At 72.8% G+C, this 24,772-nt stretch carries 24 protein-coding genes; 8 read left to right on the top strand and 16 right to left on the bottom strand.

Features of this window, described 5'->3' with window-relative positions; genetic code table 11:
- The first annotated feature begins 157 nt into the window (after positions 1 to 157).
- Positions 158 to 1,045: a CAP domain-containing protein gene (locus ACIQFU_RS07425; RefSeq protein WP_402549697.1), complete on the top strand. Its 888-nt coding sequence runs from the start codon at positions 158 to 160 to the stop codon at positions 1,043 to 1,045.
- A 56-nt stretch (positions 1,046 to 1,101) separates the two neighbouring features.
- Here ACIQFU_RS07425 and ACIQFU_RS07420 read toward each other — a convergent pair whose 3' ends face one another.
- From ACIQFU_RS07420 to ACIQFU_RS07410, 3 genes are read right to left on the bottom strand one after another with little or no spacing between them, the layout of a single operon-like run.
- Positions 1,102 to 2,430: an ATP-binding protein gene (locus ACIQFU_RS07420; RefSeq protein ID WP_402549696.1), complete on the bottom strand. Its 1,329-nt coding sequence runs from the start codon at positions 2,428 to 2,430 to the stop codon at positions 1,102 to 1,104.
- Complete coding sequence (locus tag ACIQFU_RS07415; protein WP_402549695.1) at positions 2,427 to 3,116, bottom strand: response regulator transcription factor; 690 nt, start codon at positions 3,114 to 3,116, stop codon at positions 2,427 to 2,429. Before ACIQFU_RS07415 ends, ACIQFU_RS07420 begins: the two co-directional genes overlap by 4 nt.
- Before the next feature lie 53 nt (positions 3,117 to 3,169).
- Positions 3,170 to 3,445 (bottom strand): hypothetical protein, encoded by a 276-nt coding sequence (locus ACIQFU_RS07410; protein ID WP_402549693.1) that lies wholly within the window; start codon positions 3,443 to 3,445, stop codon positions 3,170 to 3,172.
- A 61-nt stretch (positions 3,446 to 3,506) separates the two neighbouring features.
- Between ACIQFU_RS07410 and ACIQFU_RS07405 the strand changes: the two genes are divergently transcribed.
- Positions 3,507 to 3,728, top strand: coding sequence for a hypothetical protein (locus ACIQFU_RS07405; RefSeq protein ID WP_402549692.1), 222 nt, complete (start codon positions 3,507 to 3,509; stop codon positions 3,726 to 3,728).
- Between the two features lie 79 nt (positions 3,729 to 3,807).
- Here the strand turns inward: ACIQFU_RS07405 and ACIQFU_RS07400 are convergent, their stop codons facing one another.
- Complete coding sequence (locus ACIQFU_RS07400) at positions 3,808 to 5,484, bottom strand: cellulase family glycosylhydrolase (RefSeq protein ID WP_402549690.1); 1,677 nt, start codon at positions 5,482 to 5,484, stop codon at positions 3,808 to 3,810.
- Between the two features lie 352 nt (positions 5,485 to 5,836).
- Between ACIQFU_RS07400 and ACIQFU_RS07395 the strand changes: the two genes are divergently transcribed.
- Complete coding sequence (locus ACIQFU_RS07395; protein ID WP_402549688.1) at positions 5,837 to 6,310, top strand: carboxymuconolactone decarboxylase family protein; 474 nt, start codon at positions 5,837 to 5,839, stop codon at positions 6,308 to 6,310.
- 40 nt (positions 6,311 to 6,350) lie between these two features.
- Here ACIQFU_RS07395 and ACIQFU_RS07390 read toward each other — a convergent pair whose 3' ends face one another.
- From ACIQFU_RS07390 to ACIQFU_RS07370, 5 genes are all read right to left on the bottom strand, one after another.
- On the bottom strand, positions 6,351 to 7,949 hold the full coding sequence (locus tag ACIQFU_RS07390; RefSeq protein WP_402549687.1) for a sulfite oxidase: 1,599 nt from the start codon (positions 7,947 to 7,949) through the stop codon (positions 6,351 to 6,353).
- Between the two features lie 106 nt (positions 7,950 to 8,055).
- Positions 8,056 to 8,322: a hypothetical protein gene (locus tag ACIQFU_RS07385; protein ID WP_402549685.1), complete on the bottom strand. Its 267-nt coding sequence runs from the start codon at positions 8,320 to 8,322 to the stop codon at positions 8,056 to 8,058.
- Positions 8,323 to 8,382: 60 nt separating this feature from the next.
- Complete coding sequence (locus ACIQFU_RS07380) at positions 8,383 to 9,384, bottom strand: aminoglycoside phosphotransferase family protein (protein WP_402549683.1); 1,002 nt, start codon at positions 9,382 to 9,384, stop codon at positions 8,383 to 8,385.
- Positions 9,385 to 9,514: 130 nt separating this feature from the next.
- Positions 9,515 to 11,737 (bottom strand): catalase/peroxidase HPI, encoded by a 2,223-nt coding sequence (gene katG / locus ACIQFU_RS07375; protein ID WP_402549681.1) that lies wholly within the window; start codon positions 11,735 to 11,737, stop codon positions 9,515 to 9,517.
- 24 nt (positions 11,738 to 11,761) lie between these two features.
- Positions 11,762 to 12,217 (bottom strand): Fur family transcriptional regulator, encoded by a 456-nt coding sequence (locus ACIQFU_RS07370; RefSeq protein WP_402549680.1) that lies wholly within the window; start codon positions 12,215 to 12,217, stop codon positions 11,762 to 11,764.
- A 192-nt stretch (positions 12,218 to 12,409) separates the two neighbouring features.
- Here ACIQFU_RS07370 and ACIQFU_RS07365 point away from each other — a divergent pair, with 192 nt between their 5' ends.
- Positions 12,410 to 13,510 carry a DUF475 domain-containing protein gene (locus ACIQFU_RS07365; protein WP_402549678.1) on the top strand — a complete coding sequence of 367 codons (1,101 nt, stop codon included), beginning with the start codon at positions 12,410 to 12,412 and terminating at the stop codon, positions 13,508 to 13,510.
- A gap of 97 nt (positions 13,511 to 13,607) precedes the next feature.
- The gene (locus tag ACIQFU_RS07360) at positions 13,608 to 14,030 is read left to right on the top strand and encodes a DUF350 domain-containing protein (RefSeq protein WP_402549677.1); all 423 of its coding nucleotides are present in this window, start codon (positions 13,608 to 13,610) and stop codon (positions 14,028 to 14,030) included.
- 15 nt (positions 14,031 to 14,045) lie between these two features.
- On the opposite strand, the gene ACIQFU_RS07355 is transcribed toward ACIQFU_RS07360, so the two are convergent.
- Both ACIQFU_RS07355 and ACIQFU_RS07350 read right to left on the bottom strand, forming a co-directional pair.
- A complete protein-coding gene (locus ACIQFU_RS07355) occupies positions 14,046 to 15,479 on the bottom strand; it encodes a WGR domain-containing protein (protein ID WP_402549675.1) in 1,434 nt (477 codons plus the stop codon).
- Positions 15,480 to 15,606: 127 nt separating this feature from the next.
- Positions 15,607 to 16,680: a polyprenyl synthetase family protein gene (locus ACIQFU_RS07350; RefSeq protein WP_402549674.1), complete on the bottom strand. Its 1,074-nt coding sequence runs from the start codon at positions 16,678 to 16,680 to the stop codon at positions 15,607 to 15,609.
- Between the two features lie 152 nt (positions 16,681 to 16,832).
- On the opposite strand from ACIQFU_RS07350, the gene ACIQFU_RS07345 reads away from it, so the two are divergent.
- Entirely contained in the window at positions 16,833 to 18,800 is a 1,968-nt protein-coding gene (locus ACIQFU_RS07345) for a TerD family protein (protein ID WP_402549673.1), read from the top strand.
- An 86-nt stretch (positions 18,801 to 18,886) separates the two neighbouring features.
- Here ACIQFU_RS07345 and ykgO read toward each other — a convergent pair whose 3' ends face one another.
- The 5 genes from ykgO to ACIQFU_RS07320 all read right to left on the bottom strand — a co-directional run bounded on the left by ykgO (position 18,887) and on the right by ACIQFU_RS07320 (position 22,988).
- Positions 18,887 to 19,009: a type B 50S ribosomal protein L36 gene (gene ykgO / locus ACIQFU_RS07340; protein WP_003978293.1), complete on the bottom strand. Its 123-nt coding sequence runs from the start codon at positions 19,007 to 19,009 to the stop codon at positions 18,887 to 18,889.
- A 29-nt stretch (positions 19,010 to 19,038) separates the two neighbouring features.
- Positions 19,039 to 19,203, bottom strand: a complete 165-nt coding sequence (gene rpmG, locus ACIQFU_RS07335) for a 50S ribosomal protein L33 (RefSeq protein WP_019330754.1) — start codon at positions 19,201 to 19,203, stop codon at positions 19,039 to 19,041.
- Between the two features lie 103 nt (positions 19,204 to 19,306).
- Positions 19,307 to 20,635 (bottom strand): M20/M25/M40 family metallo-hydrolase, encoded by a 1,329-nt coding sequence (locus ACIQFU_RS07330; RefSeq protein WP_402549671.1) that lies wholly within the window; start codon positions 20,633 to 20,635, stop codon positions 19,307 to 19,309.
- Positions 20,632 to 22,032 carry a cytosine permease gene (locus ACIQFU_RS07325; protein WP_402549670.1) on the bottom strand — a complete coding sequence of 467 codons (1,401 nt, stop codon included), beginning with the start codon at positions 22,030 to 22,032 and terminating at the stop codon, positions 20,632 to 20,634. Before ACIQFU_RS07325 ends, ACIQFU_RS07330 begins: the two co-directional genes overlap by 4 nt.
- Before the next feature lie 2 nt (positions 22,033 to 22,034).
- Positions 22,035 to 22,988, bottom strand: coding sequence for a DUF1177 domain-containing protein (locus tag ACIQFU_RS07320; protein ID WP_402549668.1), 954 nt, complete (start codon positions 22,986 to 22,988; stop codon positions 22,035 to 22,037).
- Positions 22,989 to 23,123: 135 nt separating this feature from the next.
- Between ACIQFU_RS07320 and ACIQFU_RS07315 the strand changes: the two genes are divergently transcribed.
- On the top strand, positions 23,124 to 23,966 hold the full coding sequence (locus tag ACIQFU_RS07315) for an IclR family transcriptional regulator (RefSeq protein WP_402549667.1): 843 nt from the start codon (positions 23,124 to 23,126) through the stop codon (positions 23,964 to 23,966).
- Between the two features lie 40 nt (positions 23,967 to 24,006).
- A complete protein-coding gene (pepE, locus tag ACIQFU_RS07310; protein WP_402549666.1) occupies positions 24,007 to 24,732 on the top strand; it encodes a dipeptidase PepE in 726 nt (241 codons plus the stop codon).
- The last annotated feature ends 40 nt before the right edge of the window (positions 24,733 to 24,772 follow it).

Genomic DNA, 24,772 nt, shown 5'->3' with positions numbered 1-24,772 from the left:
CTCTTTTAAGGCTTTCTGAAGATGACCTTCGAACGGCCATTTCCACGCCGGTCGGGTCCTAGGCTCTCGAACACCCCCCACAGTCCCGGTGGGCGCGGTCGCGTCCACCGGGTACGGGGGCTCCGTCAGCCGACCGACAAGCCGAGGTGTCCTTCGTATGGGTTCCCGCCGAGCCGCTCGCCCGTCCCGTTCCCACGCCCGTCCTCGGGGCGGGCTCAGGACCCGCGGTACCGCGCTGGCGCTCGGCGCCGTCACCCTCACGGCGGGCGTCGGGATCACGCTGGCCGTCACCGACGGCGACGACGGCGGGGCCTCGGACCGGGTCACCACGAGCGCCGCCGACCAGGCGTCCAACGCCGAGGACCCGGCGGGCGGCGCCGCACCGCTCGCGTCCGCGTCCGCGTCGGCGAGCCCGAGCGCAACGGCGAGCGCTCCCCCGAGCGAGAGCGCCGAGCCGAAGAAGAAGCCGAAGAAGACGGCGAGCCCGACGACCGGCGCCGCCGAGGCTCCCGCACCCGTTTCCAGGACTCCTCTCAAGGCCACCACGGAGAGCGGCGGCGCCGGATCCGGCGGCAACGCGTCGTCCGGAGGTGGCAGCGGCTCGGGGACGGGCGGCGCCTCTGGCTCCGGGTCCGGCTCGGGTTCCGGCTCCGGCGCGACCGGTGGAGCCGAGGCCCAGGTCCTCGCGCTGGTGAACGAGGAGCGGGCCGCGGCGGGCTGCTCGCCGGTCACGGCGAACGACCGGCTGACCCGGGCTGCCGACGACTACAGCGACGTCATGGCGAGCAGCGGTGTGATGTCGCACACGGGCCCCGACGGCTCCACCATGACGAGCAGGGTCGAGGCCGCCGGCTACCAGTGGTCGACGCTGGGCGAGAACATAGCCCGGGGCCAGGCGGACGCCGCCTCGGTGATGGACTCCTGGATGAACAGCTCCGGCCACCGCGCGAACATACTCAACTGCTCCTTCAAGGAGCTCGGCGTCGGCGTCCACTTCGGCGACGGCGGCCCCTGGTGGACCCAGGACTTCGGCACCGGCCGCTGACGCCGCTCACCACAGCCCGCCGAGGCCCCCGCCCCGCCGCCTCCCCACCGGCACCCTCAGCCTGCCCCGCTGCCGCCCGCGGCCGCGTCCGCCAGCGCGAACGACACCCGCACCCGCGCGCCCCCGAGCGGCGCGCGGGTGATCGTGAGTTCGCCGTCCGCCGTACGGGCCGCCCGGGCCACGATGTCCAGGCCGAGCCCGGTGGAACCGCCGACGCTGACGCCCCGGGTGAGTGCCGCCCCGGGATCCGCCACGCCCGGTCCGGCGTCGTCGACCGTGAGGTGCACGTGGCGGTCGTGCCGTTCCACGCGCACGAGGAAGCGGGTGCCCTGCGGGGTGTGCCGGAAGACGTTGCCGATCAGGGCGTCGACGACGGCGGCGAGGTCGTCCTCGGGAAAGGCCACGGGCGTCGGCCGCGGGGTGAGGGAGCGCTCGAACGGCCGCTCCTGCTGGGTGGCGAGGACCGACCAGAAGTCCAGGCGCATGGCGACCACCTCGGCGACGTCGCACGGTTTCGCCGCACCCGCCCCGGCCCCGGCGAGCTGCGCCGACGCCAGCGGGGTGCGCGCCGCCGCGATGATCGAGTCCAGCTCGCGCTCCAGCTGCCCCGCCGCGTCCGTGACCCGCCGCGCGCTCGGCGTCGCGCCCATCCGGTCGGCCTCCAGGTAGAGAGCGGTCAGCGGGGTGCGCAGCCGGTGCGAGAGGTCGGCGACCAGTTCGCGTTCGACGGCGAGCAGGTCGACGACCCGGTCGGCCATGGTGTTGAACGCCGCCCCCGCCTCCTGGAGTTCGGGCGGGCCGTCCGGTCGCACCCGTACGCCGAGGTCGCCGGAGCCGAGGGCCAGCGAGGCCCGCTTGAGGCCCCGGGAGGAGCGGACCACGCGGGCGCCGAGCCGGTCCGCCACCAGTACCGAGCCGCCCACCAGGCCGAGGGCGAGCAGCGCCATCACGCCCCAGGAGGCCGTCACGCCCCGGGTGAGGTCCGCGGCCGGCACATGGGCCTCGACGACCGCGACCCTGTCGCCCCTCAGGACGACGGGCTGGAGGTACGCCCAGCCGTCCGGGGTGTCGACGGCGAGGGTCTCGCGCCCCCGTACGGCCCGGTCCAGCGCCTCCTCGGGGGCGTGCGGGGTCCCGACGAAACCGCCGTCGGGCAGCCGCACGACCAGCTGGTCCGAGGAGCCGAGTTCCGCGACGGCCTGCTGCACGTCGGCGCGCCGGGTGGTCAGGGCGAGCACCGGCGAGAGGGCCGCGGCACGCTGCTCGGCGGCGGTGGTGACGCGGTCGCGGGCCTGTTCGCGGACGAGGAGGGCGAGCGGGATGAGGAACGAGAGGGCCACCATCGAGGTGACCGCCAGGGCGATCCCGGCGAGCGCACGTCTCATGGCGCGCTGACCAGCTTGATTCCGATGCCGCGCACCGTGTGGAGGTAGCGGGGCTTTCGCGCCTTCTCCCCCATCTTGCGGCGGAGCGCGGAGAGGTGGACGTCCACCGTCTGGTCCTCCACGTACGGCTGCTGCCACACCTCGGCGAGTATCCGCTGTCGCGAGATGACCTGGTCGGCGTTGGCGGCCAGGTAGGCGAGCAGGTCGAACTCGCGCCGGGTGAGGGCGAGTGCCCGCCCGGCGAGGTGGGCGGTGCGCGCGGTCGGGTCAATGCGCAGGTCGGCGACCTGGAGGACGGGCCGGCGTACGGCCCGGAGGTCGTCGGGCGCCGAGCGGCGCAGCACCGCGGCGAGCCGCGCCGCGAGCTGGCCGCCGGAGAACGGCTTGACCATGTAGTCGTCGGCACCGGCGTTGAGCAGCCGGATGATCTCGGACTCCTCGTCCCGGGCGGTGGCGACCAGCACCGGGACGCGGGATATGCCCCGGATCATCCGCAGTACGTCGAGGCCGTCGAGGTCGGGCAGCCCGAGGTCGAGCACCACGATGTCCGGCGGGCTCTGGGTGATGTCGCGCAGCGCCTCGAAACCCTGGTGTGCGGTCTTCACCGCGTAGCCGTGTCCGGTGAGGACCTCGATCAGCGCGGCCCGGATCACAGGGTCGTCCTCGACGACAAGTACGGAGGCCATGGGCAGGCACGTTAGCCGGTCCGTCACTATGGTGTCGTGTCCCGCCTCCTGCGCTACCTGATCATCTGGCTGTCCTGCACGGCGGCCAGTGTCACGGCTGTCATCATCACGATCCACTTCGTGGTGGGCTCGACCCGGCCGACGGCGCCGGTCGCACAGACGGCGCCGAAGGAGCTCCCGGCCACGCCCCGGCCGACCGTCTCCAAGAGCGTGAAGCCCTCTCCGACTCCGTCGCCGACCAGCCGGAAGCCCCGCCCGACGCCGTCGCGCACCAGCGAGGCGCCGCCGGAGCCGACCGTCACGCCCACGCCGACGCCGAGCCCCCGCACCACTCCTGCGCGGCCTCCCGCGGGCGGGGGCGACCCGGGGTGCGAGGAGGGCGGAGCCGGCGTGTACACGGTGCCGTCCGAGGGCGGCAAGGCGACCGTACGGTTCGGCGGCAGCGGGGTGTGCCTGGTCTCGGCGGTGCCGAACCAGGGTTTCACGGTGAGTACGGAGCAGAGCGCGCCGCAGACGCTGAAGGTGACGTTCGCGGCGAGCCGGCACCGTTCGGAGATCACCGCGACGACACAGCCGCAGAGCCGGGCCGATGTCCGCGAGGTGTCGTGGTGACGTCTCTCACTTTCGTCCCCTCCCGTCGCCGGTCGGCCGCGTCGGGGCCTGCCCACCGCCGGCCGGCCGGGACGTGCGGTCACGTGGTGGCGCAGGCCGATCCGTTCAGGCTGAACTCGGTCGGGGCGGCGTTGGTGCCGCCCTTCTGGCCGGTGAAGCCGAGGGTGACCGTGCCGCCGGCCGGGATGGTGGCCGTGTAGGAGGCCGGGGCGACGCTCACCGCTCCGGCGTTCTGGGTGGCGGTGCCTCCCCACATGTTGGTGACGGTCTGGCCGTCGGCGAAGGTGAAGGCCAGCGTCCACGGACCGATGGCGGCGCTCCCGGTGTTGCGGACGGCGATCTCGCCCTGGAAGCCGCCCGGCCACTCGCCCACGACGCGGTATCCGACGGAGCAGGCGCCGCCCGGGGTGCCGCCGCCCTCGTCGGTGGTGACCTCCACGGTGGCGGAGCGGACGGACCGGTTGCCCGCCGCGTCACGGGCGTAGACGGCGAAGGTGTACGGGGTGCCGGCGGTGAGGCCGGTCACGGTGGCCGTGGTGGTCGTCGATGCGGCGACCCGGGTCTCGGTGCCGTCGCCGACCCGGACCACGTCGTAGCCGGTGACCGCGGTGTCGTCGGTGGCCGCGGGCCAGCCGAGCGTGACGGAGGTGTCCGTGACCGAGGTGGCTCGGGGGGTGCCGGGAGCCGTCGGGGCCTGCGTGTCGTCCGGGGCGCCGTCGGTGTAGACGGTGGCCTCCTTCGAGGTCTGGGCGATGCCGTTGGCGCCGCGGAAGATGCGTTCGCCCCAGTCGCTCAGCCTGCTCGGGTCGAAGTCGGTCGCCAGGTCGAGGACCGGGTCGGTGTTGCCGCTCCACGACCAGGCCAGGTAGCCGAGCCCGAGCTGCTCGGCGGTGGCCATCATGGTGTCCTCGTCGGGGTCGCCGTACTGGTCCGCCGGTCCGCCGAACTCACCGATGAGCAGGGGCAGTCCGGCGTCGACGAAGGCGTTCAGGTAGTCGGTGATCTCCTGGGCCGTGTCGAAGACGCTGTACATGTGGATGGAGAAGATCAGGTTGCCGGTCGGGTCGGCGTCGTGGACGGTCTGCGCGTTGGCGCGCATGACGCCCTGCCAGTCCTGGCCCCAGTTGGGCGCGTCCACCATGATCGTGTGCCGGAGTCCGGCGTCGCGCAGCTTCTTGACGGCCGCCACGGTCGGCTCGGTCCAGCCGGCGGGGTCGGTGTTGCCCCAGGGCTCGTTGCCGATGTTGACGACGACGTAGTCCTCCTGGCCGGCCAGCACGTCCTTGAGGCCGATCCAGTAGTCGGCGGCGTGGTCGAGGGTGCCGGCCGCGGCGTCCTCGCCGTATCCGGTGGTGTCGTGCACCTCCAGGACGCAGATCAGCCGGTTGGCCTTGCACTGCTCGATGACGGCGGCGACGTCCTCGGGGCCGTTCTCGCTCCAGCGGTACCCGTCGGAGAGGACGACCCGGACGCTGTTGGCGCCCAGCGCCTTGACGTCCGCCAGCGACTGCGTCTCGCCGGGGTACCAGGTGTGGGCGTGGTTGACCCCGCGCATGACGAAGTCGTCGCCGTTGGCCTCCAGCAGCCGGCCCCCGTCGATGTGCAGGCCGGCCGCCTGGGCGCCGGACGACTGTGCCGCGGCCGCCCCCGGGAAGAGGGCGCCGACGACGACCAGCCCGATCAGCGCGGCCAGGCCGGTCAGCAGGCGGGCGGAGAGGGTCTTCGGTGCTGGTGTATCGCGTCTTGCTGTGCGCACGGCGACTCCAGGAGGGGTAGTGCGGACACGGGCGACGGCACGGAAAGGCGCGTGGGAGCGCTCCCACATCGGGCCCCATGAAACTCACTACGCCGCGTACACGTCAAGGCGTCGGACAGAAAACGCTTGCCGGGGGCCGGCCGGTGCGGCCGGCCCGGCAGACGCTGCCCGGCCGGTGGCCTCCCGCGCCCGTCCTCGGGTGTGAAGGTGAGCGAGCGGTGGAACGGGCCCGGACCCCCGGTGGCAGGTCCTCCGCCGACCCCGCGACCCGGCAGGCGGGGAAGGCCGTTGTCACACATCCCCGGGCTGCGCTGTCAGTAGGGCGTAACGACCACTCGACCGGGAGAACCTGATGGAACCGCGTCTCAACTTCTTCGGCAACCCCTTCGCGGGCAAGGTGCTCAAGCACATCAACTCGGCGGCCAAGGTCGCCTCCGAGTCGGGGGTGCCCACGGCGACCCAGGAGCTCGTGAAGATCCGCGCCAGCCAGATCAACGGCTGCGGCTTCTGCACCGACATGCACACCAAGGACGCCACCGCCGCCGGTGAGACCCAGCAGCGGCTCAACCTGGTCGCCGCGTGGCGGGAGGCCACGGTCTTCACCGACGCCGAGCGTGCCGCGCTGGAGCTGTCCGAACAGGGCACCCGCATCGCGGACGCGGCGGGCGGTGTCACGGACGAGGCCTGGGCGAACGCGGCCAAGTACTACGACGAGGACCAGCTGATCGCCCTCCTCTCGCTCATCGCCATCATCAACGCCTACAACCGCATCAACGTGATCAACCAGCAGCCCGCCGGCAGCTACCAGCCCGGCCAGTTCGGCTGACGGGACCGCGGGCCCGGCCGTCCGGGCCGGGCCCGTGCCGTCAGTCCACCGTGACCACCACCGAGTGCCATCCACTCGCGCCGTCGGGGACGGTGCGGGTGCGCTTCTCGGTCTGCACCTCGCCGGTCCGGTCGGTCGCCCGCACGGTGAGGTTGTGGCCGCCCTTGGTGGCCCGCCAGGCGTACGACCACTGCCGCCAGGTGTCCCGCGAGTCCTCGGCCGCCAGGGTGGCCTCCTGCCAGGGACCGTCGTCGACGCGGATCTCGACCTTGTCGATGCCGCGGTGCTGGGCCCAGGCGACCCCGGCGACCATCACCGTGCCCGCCTTCGGCCGGGCGAACGGCTTCGGGGTGTCGATCCGGGACTGGGTCTTGATCGGTGCCTGCCGGGCCCAGTCGCGCTCGACCCAGTACGAGTCGTAGGCGTCGAACGTGGTCAGCTCGATCTCCTCGATCCATTTGCAGGCCGAGACATAGCCGTAGAGGCCGGGCACCAGCATGCGGACGGGAAATCCGTGGTCGAAGGGCAGGGGCTCGCCGTTCATGCCGACGGCCAGCATCGCGTCGCGGCCGTCCATGACGTCCTCCACGGGGCTGCCGATGGTCATGCCGTCCACGGAGCGGGCCACGAGCTGATCCGCCGGGCCGCCTTTCGACGGCCGCCGCACGCCGCACTCCTCCAGCAGGTCGGCGAGGCGGACGCCGATCCAGCGGGCGTTGCCGACGTACGGGCCGCCGACTTCGTTCGACACACAGGTGAGGGTGATGTCCCGCTCGATCAGCTCCCGCCGCAGGAGGTCGTCGAAGGTCAGCGTCCTCTCCCGGGCCACCCCCTCGCCGTGGATCCGCAGCCGCCAGGCCGTGGCGTCCACCTTGGGGACCACCAGGGCGGTGTCGACCCGGTAGAAGTCGCTGTTCGGGGTGGTGAAGGGGCTGATCCCGGCCACCCTGACCCGTGCGCCCCGCGGCACCGGCGGGGCCGGTGAGCCGGGCGGCGGGAGGGTGACGTTCTGGCGGGAGGCGACCGCTTCCCGGCCGCCCGCGCCGCTGAGCGCCCGGCCCAGGACGCCGGCCCCGGCCGAGGCGGCGGCCGCGGCGGTCGCCGCGATCACGAAGCGGCGCCGGTCCCAGCCCTCGCCCCGCTCCTCCGGTGCCCCGCGGGGCGGTGGCGGCAGGAGACCGACGAGGAAGTACAGGAGCACCGCCCCGGCGACGGCCCCCAGGACGGAGGGCAGGGCGTCCGTGACGCCGACGGAGTCGGGCCTGCCGAGAGCCGCCGCGGCGCCGACGGCTCCGAAGACGAGGACTCCCGCGGCGCCGGTGCGCCGGCGGTGGACGGCGAACGCGCCCAGGGCCAGGGCGAACAGGGTCAGTACGGCGAGGATGCCGAGCTGGAGCACCAGCTTGTCGTCGGCGCCGAAGGTGCGGATCGCCCAGTCCTTCACGGCGGTCGGCGTACGGTCGATCGCGGCTCCGCCGACTGCGACGACCGGGCCGGCCTGCGGGCGTACGGCCGCCGCCGCGAGCTCGGCGACGGTCAGCGCGGCGCCCCCTGCCAGGAGACCGCTCAACGCTCCCAGCCCGAGGCGGATCCAGGTCCCGGCCGACGCTTTGCGTGGGGTCTTGTCTTCGTCGCTCACGCCGGTAATCCGGGGCCGCGGGGCACCCCGGATTGGTGACCGGCGGCGACGGGACGCGGTACCGGGTACGCGCACGGCCGGGCGCCGGGCCGGGAGTGGTGCCGGATCAGGGCACGTCGCCCCGCCAGTCGAAGCGGCGCGCGTCGCCCGGCCTCGGGGTGTAGGAGGCCCGGCCGCCCGGGCCGTAGCGGCCTATCTCGGTCGCCAGTGCCACCCCGCGCCCGCGCTCGCGTTCCGTGAGGTCCGTGACGTCCAGCAGCAGGCCGTCCAGGGGGCCGCCCACCAGATGCGCGTAGACGCGTCCGGCGCGCGGGCCGGGGTTGTCGTGGTCGGCGCCGTAGACCCTGCCGCGCATGAACTCCACCTCATCCATGAGGTGAAGCCTCGCATCCGCCACTGACAACGGTCCGCGCGCCGAGGAGCGGGGCCTCGGTCAGAACGGCGGTTCCTCCAGCAGTTCGAGGAGGCAGCGGGCGCCCGCCGCGGCCGTCTCGGCACCGGCGGCGCCGGACGCGGTGGGGAAGAGCCTGCGGTAGGCGGCGGCGCGGTTCAGGGCGCTGAGCCGCCAGGCGAGGCTCACCGCGCGCCGCAGTTGGGCCGTCGAACGGCCGGCGCCCGTCCAGGGCTCGAGGTAGGCGTCGCGCAGGCGCGGCAGCACCTGCGGTCCGTGGTGCTCGACGGCCCGGCGGGCGGGGACGACGAGGCCGGCGAAGGGATGGGCCACGACGGCGTCGCCCCAGTCGAAGAAGGTGAATCTGCCGGGCGCGGGGTGGAACACCTGGCCGTCGTGCAGGTCCGCGTGGTCGAGGGAGTCGGGGACGCCCAGGGCGGCGAGTTCCGCGCACCAGTCGAGCAGGCGGGGGCGCAGTTCCCGCAGCGCGTTCCGGTCGTGCGGCGGCAGCGGCGTGTCGTCGAGCCGGTCGAGGAGGCCGGGCAGCGCGCCCACGGGCACGGCGGGCACGCCCAGGCCTTCGACGTCGCTCGCGTGCGGGGTCAGGGCGTGCTGCACGGCCCCGTACTGGCGCACGAGTTCCTCCCAGACGCCCAGAGCGGCCGTCTCCCGTGCGAGGACGTCCCGGAAGAGCGGTCCCCCGTCGGGCAGCAGCGACCAGCCCCGGTCGGTGTCCACCGCCAACGGCCGCAGCACGTGCCCGGGGACCCAGCGGGCCAGGGCCGCAGTCAACGCGCCCTCGAAGGCACTGGCCGGCGGGTTCGCCTTGAACCAGACCGCTTCCCGTCCTTCCACGTCCAGCCGCAGCAGCACGGACCAGGGGCGCAGCCGCACCCGCCACCTTCCCGTGGGCCGCAGGCCGTGGGAGGTGAGCCCGGCCCGCACCCAGTCGAGTGCCCCGGCGCGCCAGGCCGGTTCCTCCCAGGGGGTGACGGTGTCCTGGTACCGCCCGCGGTCGACGGCCGTCGGCGCATCACTGAGCATCGGGCCATCCCAGCACCGTGTGCCGCCCGGGGCCACCCGAATTCGCCCCGCACCCGCCGCGGGGCCGGCCGGAACCGGCGGCTGGTGCCGGTTCCGGCCGGCCCTGCGGCCGTGGGACGGACGAGGCGGATCAGGCCAGGTCGAAGAGGTCGAGGTTCATGACCTTGACCCAGGCGGCGACGAAGTCGTGCACGAACTTCTCCTTGGCGTCGTCGCTCGCGTAGACCTCGGCGAGCGCCCGCAGTTCGGCGTTCGAGCCGAAGACCAGGTCGGCACGGCTGCCGGCCCACTTGACCTCGCCCGTGGCGGCGTCGCGGCCCTCGAACGTGGTCTGGTCCTCGGACGTCGCCTTCCACGTGGTGCCGAGGTCGAGCAGGTTGACGAAGAAGTCGTTGGTCAGCGAGCCGGGCGTCCGGGTGAACAAGCCGAGCTGGGACTGCCGGTGGCCCGCGCCCAGCACGCGCAGGCCACCGACCAGGACGGTCATCTCGGGCGCGCTCAGGGTGAGCAGGTTGGCCCGGTCGAGGAGGAGGAACTCGGCCGGCAGCCGGTTGCCCTTGCCGAGGTAGTTGCGGAAGCCGTCGGCGGTCGGCTCGAGGGCCTCGAAGGACTCGGCGTCGGTGTGCTCCTCGGTCGCGTCCACACGGCCCGCGGCGAAGGGGACCTCCACCGGGAAGCCGGCTTCCTTGGCGGCCTTCTCGACCGCGGCCGAGCCGCCGAGGACGATCAGGTCGGCCAGGGAGACCTTCCTGGCGCCGGAGCCGGAGTTGAACTCCCGCTGGACGCCTTCCAGCACGCGCAGCACCTGGGCCAGTTCGTCGGGCTCGTTGACCTCCCAGCCGCGCTGGGGCTCCAGGCGGATGCGGGCGCCGTTGGCGCCGCCGCGCTTGTCGCTGCCGCGGAAGGTGGACGCCGAGGCCCACGCGGTGGTGACCAGCTGTGACACCGACAGGCCGGACTCGAGGAGCTTGGTCTTGAGGGTCGCGATGTCCTCGGCGTCGATGGCCTCGCCCTCGGGCTCGGGCAGCGGGTCCTGCCAGATGAGGGTCTCCTCGGGGACCTCCGGGCCGAGGTACAGGGACTTGGGGCCCATGTCGCGGTGGGTCAGCTTGAACCAGGCGCGTGCGAAGGCGTCCGCGAATTCCTCCGGGTTCTCGTAGAACCGGCGGGAGATCGGCCCGTAGATCGGGTCGAGGCGCAGCGACAGGTCGGTGGTGAGCATCCTGGGGCGGTGCTTCTTCGCCGGGTCGTGCGCGTCGGGGATGATCTCGGGGGCGTCCTTGGCCACCCACTGGTTGGCGCCGGCCGGGCTCTGCTCCAGCTCGTACTCGTACTCGAAGAGGTTCTTGAAGAAGCCGTTGCCCCACTGGGTCGGCGTGCTGGTCCAGGTGACCTCCAGGCCGGAGGTGATGGCGTCGCCGCCCTTGCCCGTGCCGTGGCTGCTCTTCCAGCCGAGGCCCTGCTGCTCCATGCCGGCTGCCTCGGGGTCGTCGCCGACCGCGTCGGCCGGACCGGCGCCGTGGGTCTTGCCGAAGGTGTGTCCGCCGGCGATCAGCGCGACGGTCTCCTCGTCGTTCATCGCCATGCGGCGGAAGGTCTCGCGGATGTCGCGGGCGGCGGCGATCGGGTCCGGATTGCCGTTCGGGCCCTCCGGGTTGACGTAGATCAGGCCCATCTGGACGGCGCCGAGCGGGTTCTCCAGCTCGCGGTCGCCGGTGTAGCGCCGGTCGTCGAGCCAGGTGGTCTCGGGGCCCCAGTAGACGTCCTCCTCGGCCTCCCACACGTCGGCGCGGCCGCCGGCGAAGCCGAAGGTCTCCAAGCCCATCGTCTCCAGCGCCACGTTCCCGGTGAGGACGAGCAGGTCGGCCCAGGAGAGGTTCTGGCCGTACTTCTTCTTGACCGGCCACAGCAGGCGGCGGGCCTTGTCGAGGTTGCCGTTGTCGGGCCAGCTGTTGAGCGGGGCGAAGCGCTGCTGGCCGGCGCCGGCGCCGCCGCGGCCGTCGCTGATGCGGTAGGTACCGGCGCTGTGCCAGGCCATGCGGATCATCAGCGGGCCGTAGTTGCCGAAGTCGGCGGGCCACCAGTCCTGCGAGGTGGTCAGCACCTCGGCGATGTCCCGTTTCACGGCCGCCAGGTCGAGGGCGTTGAAGGCCTCCGCGTAGTCGAACTCCTCACCCAGCGGGTTGGCGACGGCGGGGTTCTTGGCGAGGATCTTCAGGTTGAGCCGCTCCGGCCACCACTGACGGTTTCCGCCGCCCTGCGTGGGGTGCGGGGCGCGTCCGTGGGCGACCGGGCAACCACCCGTCTCCTCGGCCTTCGCGTCGGTCACGATGGCATCGTGGTTCTCGGACATGGGAATCCTTCCGAACGGGGCGGATCACGGTGCTGGGGAACTGCCGGGGATGGAGCAGCCGGGGCACAGGCCCCGGTAGATGACCTCGGCCTCGTCTATCACGAAGCCGTGGTCGTCACAGGCGGTCAGGCAGGGCGCGTCGCCGACGGCGCAGTCGACGTCGGCGAGGGCGCCGCAGGACCGGCACAGGACGTGGTGGTGGTTGTCACCGACCCGGCCCTCGAACCGCGCAGGGCCGCCGGGCGGTTCGACACGGCGCACGAGCCGGGCCGCGGTGAGGGCGTGCAGGGCGTCGTACACGGCCTGGAGGGAGACGTGCCCCACGCGTCGGCGGACTGTGGAGGCCAGGGCCCCGGCGTCCAGATGGCCGCCCTCCCGGACGGTCTCGAGCAGCGCGAGGCGGGCGGCGGTCACCCGCAGTCCCGCCCGGCGCAGCTCGTCGGCGGTGGCCGGATTCCGGGAGTTCCGGGATGCCGTCATGGCGGGGAACCTACTCCCTGGAACACGAACGACTCAAGGAAACGAGCCACTCCACTCGGGAGGGTTCCCGCTCCCGGCGTCGTCCGGAACGCCCGTCCGGGTGCCTCGGGACGAACGTGGTAGACAACGTGTGTGGCGGGCACTGGCATGGGATGCCACCCCGTACAGTGCGACGACAGGAATGAGTTGCCGGTGCTCTTGAAGACGTTCCGCTGGGCCTTTGTCGTCACCGCCCTCGGTCTGGCCGCGGGCGTGCTCTACGACGGCTGGACCGCCCTCGGCATCGTGGCCATCCTCTCCGTCCTGGAGATCTCGCTGTCCTTCGACAACGCGGTGATCAACGCCGGGATCCTGAAGAAGATGAACGCCTTCTGGCAGGGGATCTTCCTCACCGTCGGCATCGTGATCGCGGTGTTCGGGATGCGGCTGGTCTTCCCGGTGCTGATCGTGGCGATCAGTGCCCGGCTGGGTCCGTGGAACGCGGTGCACCTGGCGCTCACCGACAAGGACCGCTATCAGGAGCTGGTGACGGACGCGCATCCGTCGATCGCGGCCTTCGGTGGCATGTTCCTTCTGATGATCTTCCTCGACTTCGTCTTCGAGGACCGGGACATCAAGTGGCTGGGGTGGCTGGAGCGTCCGCTGGCCAAGCTGGGCAGCGTCGACATGCTGTCGGTCTGCATCGCCCTGGTCGTGCTGCTGGTCTCCGCGACCACCTTCGGCGCCCACGCCCATCAGCACGGCGGCACGCACGCCGACAAGGCGGAGACCGTACTGCTCGCGGGCATCGCCGGTCTGATCACCTACATGGTGGTCGGCGGTCTCTCCGGCTTCTTCGAGCAGCGGCTGGAGAACGAGGAGGAACGCGAGCACGAGGCGCAGGAGGCGGCACAGCGGTCGGGGCGACGGGACACACCGGTCAAGCTGGCGGGCAAGGCCGCGTTCTTCATGTTCCTCTACCTGGAGGTCCTGGACGCCTCCTTCTCCTTCGACGGGGTCATCGGCGCCTTCGCCATCACGAACGACATCGTCCTGATGGCGCTGGGCCTCGGCATCGGCGCCATGTACGTCCGGTCCCTCACGGTCTACCTGGTCCGCCAGGGCACCCTCGACGACTACGTCTACCTGGAGCACGGCGCCCACTACGCCATCGGCGCCCTGTCCGTCATCCTGCTGGTCACCATCCAGTACCAGATCAACGAGATCATCACCGGCCTCGTCGGCGTGGTCCTGATCGGTGCCTCGTTCTGGTCGTCCGTGCGCCGCAACCGCGCGCTGCGGACCGCCTCTTGAGCGAGCCGGCGGGTGCGCTACATTTTGCAGCGCCTTGACCACGATCACTCGCGCTCCCCACGCTCGTGATCTCTCACGCTACGGAGCCGGCAACGCCATGAGCGACATCGTCAACGGACTCGGCCGGGCCGCCGCCTACGGCGGCCTGGGTCTGGTCCTCCTGGTCCTCGGCATCGTCCTCGTGGACGTGCTGACGCCCGGGAAGCTCGGCCGGCAGATCTGGGAGCAGCGCAACCGCAACGCCGCCCTGGTGCTCAGTTCCGCGCTGCTCGGCATCGGCGGCATCGTCTTCACCTCCATATGGACGACGTACGAGGACTTCGGCAAGGGCCTGGTGTCCACGGCCGTGTTCGGGCTGCTGGGTCTCGTGATGATGGCCGTGGCCTTCCTGGTGGTCGACCTGATCACGCCGGGGCGGCTGGGCGCGACGCTGGTCGAGCCGGAGCCGCACCCGGCCGTGTGGGTGACGGCGTCCTGCAACCTCGCGGTGTCCGCCGTCGTCGCGGCCTCCATCGCCTGACACCGCCGGCGGCGTTCACCGCAGGCGCCTGATGTCCCCGCGCACCCGGTAGAAGCCGCCCGACGCGGCGTGCAGCGAGTCGACCACGTACCGCGCGCCGGGCTCCCTGATCGCCCTCGGGAACTGGACGTTCCACGAGTGGTCGTACCCCTGCGACACCACGTGGATCCGGGTGCGGCCGTGCTCCTGGACGCACTCGACCACCACCGAGCCCGCGGGCGCCGCAGTCACGGTCGCGACGGCGGCGGCCGCGGTGGCCGGCGCGTACGTCGGCAGGGTGGCCGCGAGCTTGACGTCGCGGGCGACGGGCACCGAGCCCTGCTGGGCCGCGGCGACCGCCGTCTCGCTCGCGTCCACGCACACCAGGGAACCGTCCGTGGTGACGAGGAAGAGCCGCTCGTCGCGGTACTGCATGGACAGTGCGGAGCCGCCGCCCGTGCCGAGCTTCCACAGGCGGGTGCCGTCCCGGTCGAAGCAGTACACCGAGGACGCCGAGTCCCCGGCGAAGACGAACCGGCCGCCGGGCGAGGTGGCGCACGAGTAGACCGGGCTGTCGCAGTGGTACGTCGCCTCGGCGGCACCGGTCGCCTTGGACATCCGCTGAACGGTGTGGCGCGAGGTCCCCGCGTAGACCGCGTCGTCCTCCTGCCAGCCGAAGAGCACGGCCCCCTGGGTGGGCGTGTGCCACAACTCGGTGCCGCCGTCGGGGGCGTGGGCCGTCACACCGCGGGTGTGGCCGTGGTAGACCGCGCGGTCGTCGGCGCGCACCATCCAGGCGTGCTCACCGCGCCCGCCGCGCGACCACTGGTGCTCGTCCTCGTGGTCGATGACGGTCAGCCGCCCGGCGCGGTCCGCGACGTTGAGCACTCCCTCGTGGATGTCGAGCCAGAAGATGTCCACGTCGGCGGCGATGTCGTAGGCGGCGAAGGGCAGTTTGGACGACAGGTCGTAGACCCGGCCGTCGTCGCAGCCCGCGTAGATCCAGAAGTCGTCGGCGACCAGGCACTTGACGCCGTCCGGCAGCTGGTAGCGGGCGAGGACCTCGCCGCCGTGGGCGAGGGTGTAGACGTCGCCCGCCTGGTTGCCCACCCAGCACTGGTCCTCGTCGATGTGGATGCCGAACGCCGCGGAGCCGGTGCGGAACCGCCACAGGACCGGTGCGACCGCGCGGGCCGTGGAGGGTGCCGAGGCCACCTGCCGGCGGGTGACGGCGCGGGGCGCGCGCTGTCCCTGCACGGCGGGTTCGTAGCCCTTGCGGATCTTCTCGCCTATCTTCCTGGCCGCGGCGGCCTCGGCCTTCTGGACGGTGGGGAAGGCCGACGTCTGGGTCTGCCCGGCGGCGCCGATCCGGCCGTAGCGCACCGACACGGTCTGTCCCTGGACGGTGACTTCGTAGAACTTGTGCGCGCTCCCGTCGTCCTGCGACAGCTCCAGGTACGTCCTCGACATGGCAGACCTCTCCCCGGTCGGTCCCGCGGCGTGTCCGCGGGTCCCACTGCCTGAAACCGTAGGGGCAGCCACTGACAACGGGCGGGGCGGGCGGGCCGGCCCGGTGCCGCGCCCTTGACACGCCGGTTCAGCGGGACCGTTCGACGCTCCACACCGGCACCCGGGCGAAGAAGTCGACGGCCTCCGCCCGCCACCGGCCGCGCCAGCCCTCGGCCACCAGGCGGGCCCGGTCCGCGTGCCGCCGCATGTCGGCCTGCAACAGGTCCGCCACACCGTTGCGTTCGCCGATCCTCCGGATCTCTGCGACGGCCTCCGGGGTGCAGGCGGGGTCCCCGAGGACGGCCTCCAGCGTGGCCCGCTCCGGGCCCGTGGCCGTGGTCAGCAGCCGGGCCACGGCGTAACTGCGCCTTCCCTCGCGGACGTCGCCGCCCGTCGGCTTGCCCAGGGTCTCCTCGTCGCCGAACAGGTCCAGCCAGTCGTCGCGCATCTGCCCGCAGATGCCGACCAGCCTCGCGTACCGGCGCAGCTCGTCCTCGTGGGCACCCGGTTCGACGCCTGCCGCCAGGAGGCCCAGACGCATCGGCGCCAGCACCGAGTAACGGGCCGTCTTGTGGTCGGCGACGTCGTGCAGCACGTCCGCGTCCGGCACCGTGCCGGCGAAGTCCCGTTCCAGGTCGACGATCTGGCCCACGAAGGTGTCGGCCGCCGCCCGCGTCTGGACCTCGACCATCGCCTGCCGCATCCCGGCCGGCAGTCCGGCGTCCAGCAGCACCCGCAGGCTCAGGGCGAGCGCGAGGTCGCCCGCGAGCACGGTGAGGCCGAGCGCCGCCCGCGGGTGCTCGGGGAAGCGCTCCCGGTAGGCGTAGTACGTGGTGGGGCCGCCCCGGCGGGTGGCGCTGTCGTCGATGAGGTCGTCGTGCACCAGGCCGTGGGTCTGCAGGAGTTCGACGCTCAGCGCCGCGGCGTCCAGCCCCTCGACCGGGTCGGCGGTCACCAGGCGCGCGGCCTCGTGCAGCAGCACCACCCGCATCCGCTTGCCGCCGCGCAGCGACAGGTCGCGCAGCAACCCGACGCACTCCGGGGTGAAGCGGCTGAAGGACGGGGCGTCCAGGGTCCGGCCCAGCGTGTCGAAGTACTCCGCGAAGAGCGTGTTGAACCGGCGCTCGATCCGGGCGACGCGGTCCAGCGGCTGCTCGGTCACGACGAACTCCTCCTGGTGCCTGGGCGGGTGGCTCGCCCAGCAGTGTGTCAGGAGGCCCGGAGCGTCGAGCGACGCGGGTCGGGGACGCCGCAAAACGGGATCAATGGTCGTTCGAGTTGAAGGAGATGTGGATATACCTCCATCCTTCCTCCATGTCTCTCGCGCCCGCCCCCTCCGATCCGTCCGACCTGCGTGACTACGCCTTCGAATGGGCGCTGGTCGACGTGGAGACCTCCGGTCTCGTACCGCGCCGCGACCGGGTGCTGTCCGTTGCCGTGGTGACACTGGGCCCGGACGGCGAGCAGACCGGGGAGTTCTCGACCCTGCTGGACCCGGGCTGCGACCCGGGGCCGGTGCATGTGCACGGTCTGACGGCCGAACGGCTGCGCGGGGCACCGGCCTTCGGCCAGGTGGCCGGGCGGATCGGCGCTCTGCTGGACGGCCGAGTGCTGGTCGCCCACAACGCCCAGTTCGACTACGACTTCCTCGCCCACGAGTTCGCGCGGGCCCGGCTGCGGCTGCCGGTGGCCAGGCGGCTGTGCACCCTGGCCCTGAACCGGCGCGTCGACCCGCCGACGGACGACCTGAGGCTCGGCACGCTCGCCGCTCACTACGGTGTGCCGCAGCTCAAGGCGCACGACGCGCTGGACGACACGCGGGTCCTGGCGGGGGTGCTGCGCGCCTCGCTGCGTCAGGCGGCGCGACTGGACCTGCCGCTGCCCCTGGTGGCCTGCCCGCCGCGGCAGGACCCGCAGTTCGCGCCGAAGCCGCCCAAGACACCGTGCGCCTTCCGCAACCCGGGGCGGCTCGCCCCGGGCGGTCCGCTGGTGCAGGGCATGAAGGTCGCCGTCACCGGGGAGACCCGGACCGAACGGACGGACCTGGTGCTGCGGGGTGCCGCGGCGGGGCTCAACATGGTGGGCTCGGTCAGCAGACACACCAGCGCCCTGGTGACCAACGACTCCGCCGCGGACTCGGCCAAGGCGCGCCGGGCACGCGCCGAGGGCGTCCCGGTGATCGACGAGCCGGCCTTCCTGCGGCTGCTGGACGATGTCCGCCCCGGCACCTCGCACGAGGGGACGGCGGCCCCCGGACCCGCGCAGGTCCCGCATTCCGTACCGGTGCCGGAGGCCGGTCCGGCACCGGACCCCGTACGGACCCCGGACCCCGTAGGGACCCCGGCCCCCGGTCGCGGGCCGGTCCCGGGGTCCGCGCCCTCCCCCGCGCTGCCGGCCGTACCGACGCCGCGCACACCGGTGCCGGGCGCGGCCGCCGCCGGTCCGCATCCCGGCGGGAAGCGTGCCGCCAAGCCGCGCGGGCCGCTCTCCGGGCGCCGGGTCCTGGTGCTCGGCGGCACCCACCCCGAGGCGGTCGCCGCCCGCACCCGCGTCGTCGCACTCGGCGGGGCCGCCGCCGTCAACCTGTCCGCGGGCGTCACCGACGTGGTCGTCCTCGACGGCGGCCACGCCGACCGCCGGCTGGCCCGGATCACCGCGCTGCTCCTGCCCGTCCACGACGCCCCGTGGCTGGCCGCACCGGTGGTCACGGAGGCGTCCGGGGCGGGCGGCAACCGCGCGGCCGCCCATGTGCTGCCGCGCGGCGGCGTCGTCGACCTCCCCCTGCCGAAGGGGCGGGGCCCGGCGGATCGCTGGACCGTCACCGCCTCCTGGGCCCAGCAGACGGCGTGCGAGATCGACGTGGTGGCGTTCGTGCTGGACGAGGACGAGCAGGTCTCCTTCGACGAGGACTTCGTCTTCTACGGCGCCCCGGAGAACCCGGGCGGCACGGTGCGGCTGCTGAGCGACGGCCCGACCGAGCAGACCGTCAGCGTGGACCTCGCCTCGCTGCCGCCCTCGGCCCGCAAGGTCGTCGTCGCCGCCGCGATCGACGGCTCCCCGGCCTTCGGCGACGTGGGCGCCCTGCACATCGTCTCGGGGCCCGGCACCAGCGCGGCCGCCCTCGCCCAGGCCACCCTGGACGCCGCCACCACCGAGCGCACGATGCTCCTGGCGGAGCTCTACCGGCGCGGGGAGAGCTGGCGGCTGCGCGCCGTCGGCCAGGGCTACGACCACGACCTCGGCGCCCTCGCCCGGGGGTACGGCGTCGACGTGACGGACTGATCCCGGCCCGCCTGCGTACGCGCACGGACACGCCTCGGCCCGGCCCCCCTGTCGGGCAGGGGCCGGGCCGGGAAGCGCGCACCCCCTCAGCCCTGACGGGCCTTGAAGCGCGGGTCCTTCTTGTTGATCACGTAGGTCACGCCCCGGCGGCGCACCACCTGGGCGCCGGGCCTGGCCTTGAGGGCGCGCAGTGAGTTGCGGACCTTCACGACTGCCTCCTCCTGCTCCTCGGCGCCGTTCAGCGTTCCTCGCGGAACGGCACGTGCTCCCCCGCCACCGGGTCGTACTTGCGCAGGACGAGCCGGTCGGGATCGTTGAGGCGGTTCTTGCGGGTGACGTAGGTGACGCCGGTCCCGGCGGTCGACTTCAGCCTGACGACCGGGCGTGCGGTGCTGCGTGCCATGGTGCTCCTTCCGACCGCGGCGCGGGCTGCCGTTCTGTCCCGCGCATGTCAGTCACGCCGCACAACACGGACGGCGGCCGGGGCATTCCCGCGGCCGTGCCGGTCAGCACTCCTGCCACAGCCGGGTCATCACCCGTACGCCGAAGCGCAGGCCCTCCAGCGGCACCCGCTCGTCGACGCCGTGGAAGAGCCGGCCGTAGTCCAGGTCGTGGGGCAGCTTCAGCCCCTTGAAGCCGAAGCAGCGGATGTCCAGCTTGGTGAAGGCCTTGGCGTCGGTGCCGCCCGGGTTGCAGTACGGCACCGGGTGGCCGTCGGGGTCCTCGGCGCGCACGGCGGCGCACATGGCGTCGACGAGCGGGCCGTCGAAGGAGGTCTCCATCGCGATGTCGTGGTTGACCCACTCCCGGGACACCGAGGGCAGCAGCAGGGCGTCGACGGTGTCGATCAGCTCCTGCTCGTGGCCCGGCAGGAAGCGGCCGTCGACGCGGGCGGTGGCCCGGCCGGGGATGACGTTGGTCTGGTAGCCGGCCGTGAACATGGTGGGGTTGGCCGAGTTGCGCAGCACGACCTGCATGAAGTCGGCCACATGGCCCAGCTTGGCCAGCTCCGCGTCCAGGTCCTCGGCGTCGAGGTCGAGGTCGACGCCCTGGAGGCGGGCGGCCTCGGCGAGCAGGGCGCGCACCGGTTCGATCAGCCGGACGGGGAAGGTGTGGCGTCCGATGCGGGTGAGGGACTCGGCGAGGTCGGTGACGGCGTTCTCGTCGTTCGGGGAGGAGCCGTGCCCGGCGCGTCCGGCGGCCGTCAGTTCCATCCAGGCCATGCCGCGCTGGGCGTTCTCGATCGGGTAGAGGCGCCGGGTGTCGTCGAGGGCGTAGCTGAAGCCGCCGCCCTCGCCGATCGCCTCGGTGACGCCGGCGAACAGGTCGGGCCGGTGCTCGACCAGCCAGTGGGCGCCGAACTTGCCGCCGGCCTCCTCGTCGGCGAGGAAGGCGAGGACGATCTCGCGGGCGGGCCGGGTGCCGGTGCGGGCGAAGTGCCGGGCGGTGGCGAGCATCACGGCCACCGTGTCCTTCATGTCGATGGCGCCGCGGCCCCACAGGTAGCCGTCGTGGATCTCCCCGGAGAACGGCGGCACCCGCCACTCGGCGGCGTCGGCCGGTACGACGTCCAGGTGGCCGTGGACCAGCAGGGCGCCGCGGGCCGGATCGGCGCCCGGGATGCGCGCGACGACGTTGGCACGGCCCGGGGCGCTCTCCACCAGTTCGGAGGCGATGCCGGCCTCGGCGAGGCGGGCCACGACCCAGTCGGCGCAGGCGCGCTCGTCGCTGGTGGGGTTGGAGGTGTCGAAGCGGATCAGCTCCGCGCAGAGGTCGCCGACCTCCCGCTGTGCCTGTTCGGAGGCCGGGACGAGGGCGGGGACGGTGGTGCTCACGGTGCTCCTACGGTGGCCGTGCCGGAGGCGGCCGGGGTGGGTTCGGTGGTGTCGTCCAGGGCGGTGGTGCCGTACGTCCTGATCCAGCCGGCGAGGCCGAGGGCGCAGTAGAGGACGAAGGCGGTCAGCAGGGAGTTCAGGGCGGGGATGCCGCCGTCGTAGAACTTGCCGACGCAGAAGGCGACCGCCCAGATGACCAGGGACATCGGCACCCAGGTCGGCGAGGTGGCCGGCAGGGTCTCCGCGTCGCGGGTGGCGTCGAGCGGCGCCCGCATGCGGCGCACCACCCAGTACTCGGCGACGATGATGCCGCCCACCGGCGGGATGGCGACGCCCAGCACGGACAGGAAGTCGGTGAAGTGGGTCATCATGCCGATCGCGGAGAGCAGGGTGCCCGCGATGCCGAGGACGATGGTGACCGCGCCGCGGTGCACGCGCTTGCCGAAGACGACCTGGAAGAAGTTGACGACGCCGAGCGAGGAGCCGTACAGGTTCCAGTCGTTGATCTTCGCGGTGGACATCAGGACGACGAGCACACCGAAGACGCCGGAGGTGGAGAGGACGATCTGGGAGACCTGGCCGCTGCCGACCATGTGGCCGAGCAGGACGCCGGTCAGGCCGACGATGTACTCGGAGAGGATCATCGACGAGGCGCTCTGCAGGAAGACGTGGCTGCCCCTGCGGTTGTAGCGGGTCATCTCCGGGGAGACGATCGCGCCGGTCATGAAGCCGCCCGCGATGGCGGTCGCGGCGACGGCGAGCGGGATGGTCTCGCCGGGTGCCGGGGAGTGGATCAGCTCGGAGAAGGAGTGGTCGCTCAGCGCGTCGGTGACCGACCAGGCGACCATGGCGAAGAACAGCGGCGTGACGATCTTCGCGAAGACGGCCATGTACTTGAAGCCGAAGATGACCAGCACGGTGATGCCGACACCGGCGGCCGTGCACCACAGCCAGGACGGACCGCCGACGAGCGCGGACACGCTGTCGCCGAAGATGGTGTTCTGCACCCCGAACCAGCCGACGAGGCTGACCGAGATGACCAGGCTGACCAGCGCCGAGCCGTTGCGCCCGAAGCCCGCCCAGCGGGTGAGCAGCGGGGTGGCCAGGCCCTCGCGCATGCCGGCGAGGCCGATCGCGAAGATCACGACCTCCAGGATCACCGCGCCGAGGGTGAACGCGAGGAACGCGTCGCCGAAGGTCATGCCGACGCCGATGGTGGCGCCGAGGGTGAACTGCGAGATGGAGCCGGACTGCGCGAGCCACTGCAGCAGCATGGTCCAGAAGCCGAGCCGCTTGTCGCGCGGGACGCGGGAGAGCGCGTAGTCGTCGCTGCCCACGGCTCCGGTGGCCGCTTCCCGGGTGGCGGCCTCTCCGGCGGGGTTCTTGTGCGTGGTCATGATCACGACCCTCCGGGTTCGCGGCCGAGGGTCTGCAGCCGGGTCAGCGAGCCGTAGCGGGACACGAGGGCGTCGAACTCCTGGTCGTCGTGGAAGTCGAGCAGTCCGCCGCCGTAGGCCTTCGCGGTCTCGACGGCGAACCGGGCGGCGGCCGCGATGTCGGTCTCGTGGCTCGCACCCGTCTGACAGCCGGGCACCGCCGCCGCGGAGGTGATCGCGAGTCCGACCACCGGTGCGGCCGTCGCCGTGGCCGGCTGCAGGATCGAATTGATGTGGTGTACACCGTTACCGTACGGGGTGATGTCCTGGGTGGTCACCGGGTACGTGACCAAGGGCTCACCGGTGACCACTGCCAGCAGCTCGCCGAGCCGCTCGCTCACCTTGAGCACCCAGCCCTCCTTGACGGTGGGTGACAGGGCGAGGCCCTTGTGGTTGATGATCCGGTTGCCCTTGGTGGTGTCGACGGAGAGCACGGCCTCCATCTCGCCGGTGACCTCGTGCCGGTTCATGGTCGCGATGTCGACGGGCGAGTCCATGAACGGCACCGGGTCGTGCGGCGCGGTCGGGGCGTTCGGGCAGATGTGCGTGGCCACGATCACGTCGCCGTCGAGCACGTCGCCCCGGCGGCGCATGTCGAGCAGCTTGGCGGCGGTGGCGAGCGCCGCGACCGCGCCGTCCGCGTCGGAGACCAGGCCGACGGCCTCCGGGCGCGCCCCGACGCCGCCGAGCCGCCCCACCACGCCGAGCGTCCGCGCGGAGCCACCGCTGGTACGGCCCGCCCGGCCCGGTATCCGCACGAGCACGAAGTCCGTCGAGCCGCGCTCGCCGGTGACGGTGGTGACCTCGGCGCCGGAGCCCTCGGGGCCCGCCACGGAGTCCAGGTGGGCGGCGACGCGCTTGCCGTCGACGTCGGGATCGTCGAGCAGATCCACGAGGTCCAGGACGTACTTCAACATGGGCAGTTCTCCTGATCCGCACCGGGGGCGGTGCTCACAGCAGGTTCGGGATCGGCTAGCGTTGTCCGCAACTGTTTCCCGTTATCTGCAATACGGGTCTGAATGGTGAGATGCGCGTGAGTGAGAGGAGCCGTCATGGCCGGTCGCCCCGCTGAGCCCGTGGACCGCAGGACGCCGGCCGGGGCGCTGCAGACCGTCGACCGCGCCCTGCTGGTGCTGCTGGCGTTCGAGCGCACCCGGCCGGACTGGGGCGTCACCGAGATCGCCGCAGAGTTCGACTGGGACACCTCGGTCGCCCAGCGCCTGCTGTCCACCCTCGCGGGCCGCGGCTTCCTGGTCTCCGACCCCGCGACCCGCCGCTACCGGATCGGCCCCGCCGCGCTGCGCCTGGGCCGCCTGTGGGAGCGGTCGGGCTCGCTGGAGCTGCTCGCGGAACCGGTGCTGCAGGAGCTGCGGGCCGCGACCGGCGACACGGTGCTCTTCTGCCTGCCCGACAGCTTCCACATGCGCTGTGTCGCGGCCGTCGAGGGCGAGGAGGGGCCGCTGCGCTACTACCCGCTGGTCGGCGAGCTGTACCCGGCGCACGCGGGCGCCACCAGCAAGTCGTTCTACGCCTTCCTGCCCGACGAGCAGCGCCACCGGCTCTTCCGTGGCCGCCCGATGGCGCGCTTCACCGAGCGCACGGTCACCGACCCCGACCAGCTGGAGCGCGAGTTCCGCACCGTCCGCGCGCAGGGCCACGCCTGGACGGTCGGCGAGTACGACGCCGGCATCGGCACGGTCGCGATGCCGGTGTTCCTCGGCGCGGAGCCCTACGGCAGCCTCAGTCTCGGCGCCGCCAAGGAGCGCTTCCCCGAGGGGCCCGAGGACCGCCTCGATGTGCTGCGCCGCGCCGTCCGGCTGCTGGAGCAGCGCCTGACGCATCCGCCCCAGCACCACCGGCGGCCGCGTTCGCCGCGCACGTCGCCCACCGCCTGACCCACTGATCCACGATCCACCGTCTGCGAGGACCGCCCCCGTGAATCTCCTGCTCCTGTCCAACTCCACCCAGCACGGCCGCGGCTACCTGGAACACGCGCTCGACACCGTGACCGGCTTCCTGCCCGCCGGGGCCCGGCTCGCCTTCGTGCCGTACGCGCTCGCCGACCACGACGCCTACACCGCCCGGGTCCGGGGCGCGCTCACCGGCGCCGGGATCGAGGTGCGGGGCGTGCACGAGGGCGGTGACCCGCTCGCGCGGCTCGGCGAGGCGGACGCGGTGTTCGTCGGCGGCGGCAACTCCTTCCGGCTGCTTGCCGCGCTGTACCGCACGGGGCTGCGGGAGGCGCTGGTCAAGGCCGTGACCGGGGGGCTGCCGTACATGGGTGCCAGCGCCGGGACCAACATGGCGGCGCCCTCGCTGCGCACCACCAACGACATGCCGATCGTCGAGCCGCCGTCCTTCGAGACGCTGGGTCTTGTCCCGTTCCAGATCAATCCGCACTACCTCGACCCGGACCCCGGCTCGACGCACAAGGGCGAGACCCGCGAGGAGCGGCTCGGGGAGTTCCTGGAGGAGAACGACGTGCCCGTGCTGGGGCTGCGGGAGGGTTCCTGGCTGCGGGTCGAGGGCGTACGGGCCGTGCTCGGCGGTGAGCGCGACGCGCGGCTGTTCCGGCGGGGCGCGGCGCCGCGCGAGCTGGCGGTCGGCTCGGACCTGTCCGAACTGCTCGGTGTGCGGGGCGAGTTCGACACCCGCGCCTGAGCGCACGCGACGACGCCGGAGGCCCGTGCGGTCTCCGGCG

The organism is Streptomyces sp. NPDC093065 (assembly GCF_044754585.1).
Lineage (GTDB): Bacteria > Actinomycetota > Actinomycetes > Streptomycetales > Streptomycetaceae > Streptomyces.
This window is presented reverse-complemented; position numbering and strand designations above follow the sequence as displayed.

Bases quoted from the DNA above. Each gene is read 5' to 3' on its own strand.
- ACIQFU_RS07415 (WP_402549695.1), bottom strand. From the start codon at position 3,116: ATGGCCTCCGTACTTGTCGTCGAGGACGACCCTGTGATCCGGGCCGCG.
- ACIQFU_RS07385 (WP_402549685.1), bottom strand. From the start codon at position 8,322: ATGGATGAGGTGGAGTTCATGCGCGGCAGGGTCTACGGCGCCGACCAC.
- ACIQFU_RS07420 (WP_402549696.1), bottom strand. From the start codon at position 2,430: ATGAGACGTGCGCTCGCCGGGATCGCCCTGGCGGTCACCTCGATGGTG.
- ACIQFU_RS07360 (WP_402549677.1), top strand. From the start codon at position 13,608: ATGAGCGACATCGTCAACGGACTCGGCCGGGCCGCCGCCTACGGCGGC.
- ACIQFU_RS07345 (WP_402549673.1), top strand. From the start codon at position 16,833: ATGTCTCTCGCGCCCGCCCCCTCCGATCCGTCCGACCTGCGTGACTAC.
- ACIQFU_RS07370 (WP_402549680.1), bottom strand. From the start codon at position 12,217: ATGACGGCATCCCGGAACTCCCGGAATCCGGCCACCGCCGACGAGCTG.
- ACIQFU_RS07315 (WP_402549667.1), top strand. From the start codon at position 23,124: ATGGCCGGTCGCCCCGCTGAGCCCGTGGACCGCAGGACGCCGGCCGGG.
- katG (WP_402549681.1), bottom strand. From the start codon at position 11,737: ATGTCCGAGAACCACGATGCCATCGTGACCGACGCGAAGGCCGAGGAG.
- ACIQFU_RS07380 (WP_402549683.1), bottom strand. From the start codon at position 9,384: ATGCTCAGTGATGCGCCGACGGCCGTCGACCGCGGGCGGTACCAGGAC.
- ACIQFU_RS07425 (WP_402549697.1), top strand. From the start codon at position 158: ATGGGTTCCCGCCGAGCCGCTCGCCCGTCCCGTTCCCACGCCCGTCCT.
- ACIQFU_RS07320 (WP_402549668.1), bottom strand. From the start codon at position 22,988: ATGTTGAAGTACGTCCTGGACCTCGTGGATCTGCTCGACGATCCCGAC.
- ACIQFU_RS07325 (WP_402549670.1), bottom strand. From the start codon at position 22,032: ATGACCACGCACAAGAACCCCGCCGGAGAGGCCGCCACCCGGGAAGCG.
- ACIQFU_RS07355 (WP_402549675.1), bottom strand. From the start codon at position 15,479: ATGTCGAGGACGTACCTGGAGCTGTCGCAGGACGACGGGAGCGCGCAC.
- ACIQFU_RS07395 (WP_402549688.1), top strand. From the start codon at position 5,837: ATGGAACCGCGTCTCAACTTCTTCGGCAACCCCTTCGCGGGCAAGGTG.
- rpmG (WP_019330754.1), bottom strand. From the start codon at position 19,203: ATGGCACGCAGCACCGCACGCCCGGTCGTCAGGCTGAAGTCGACCGCC.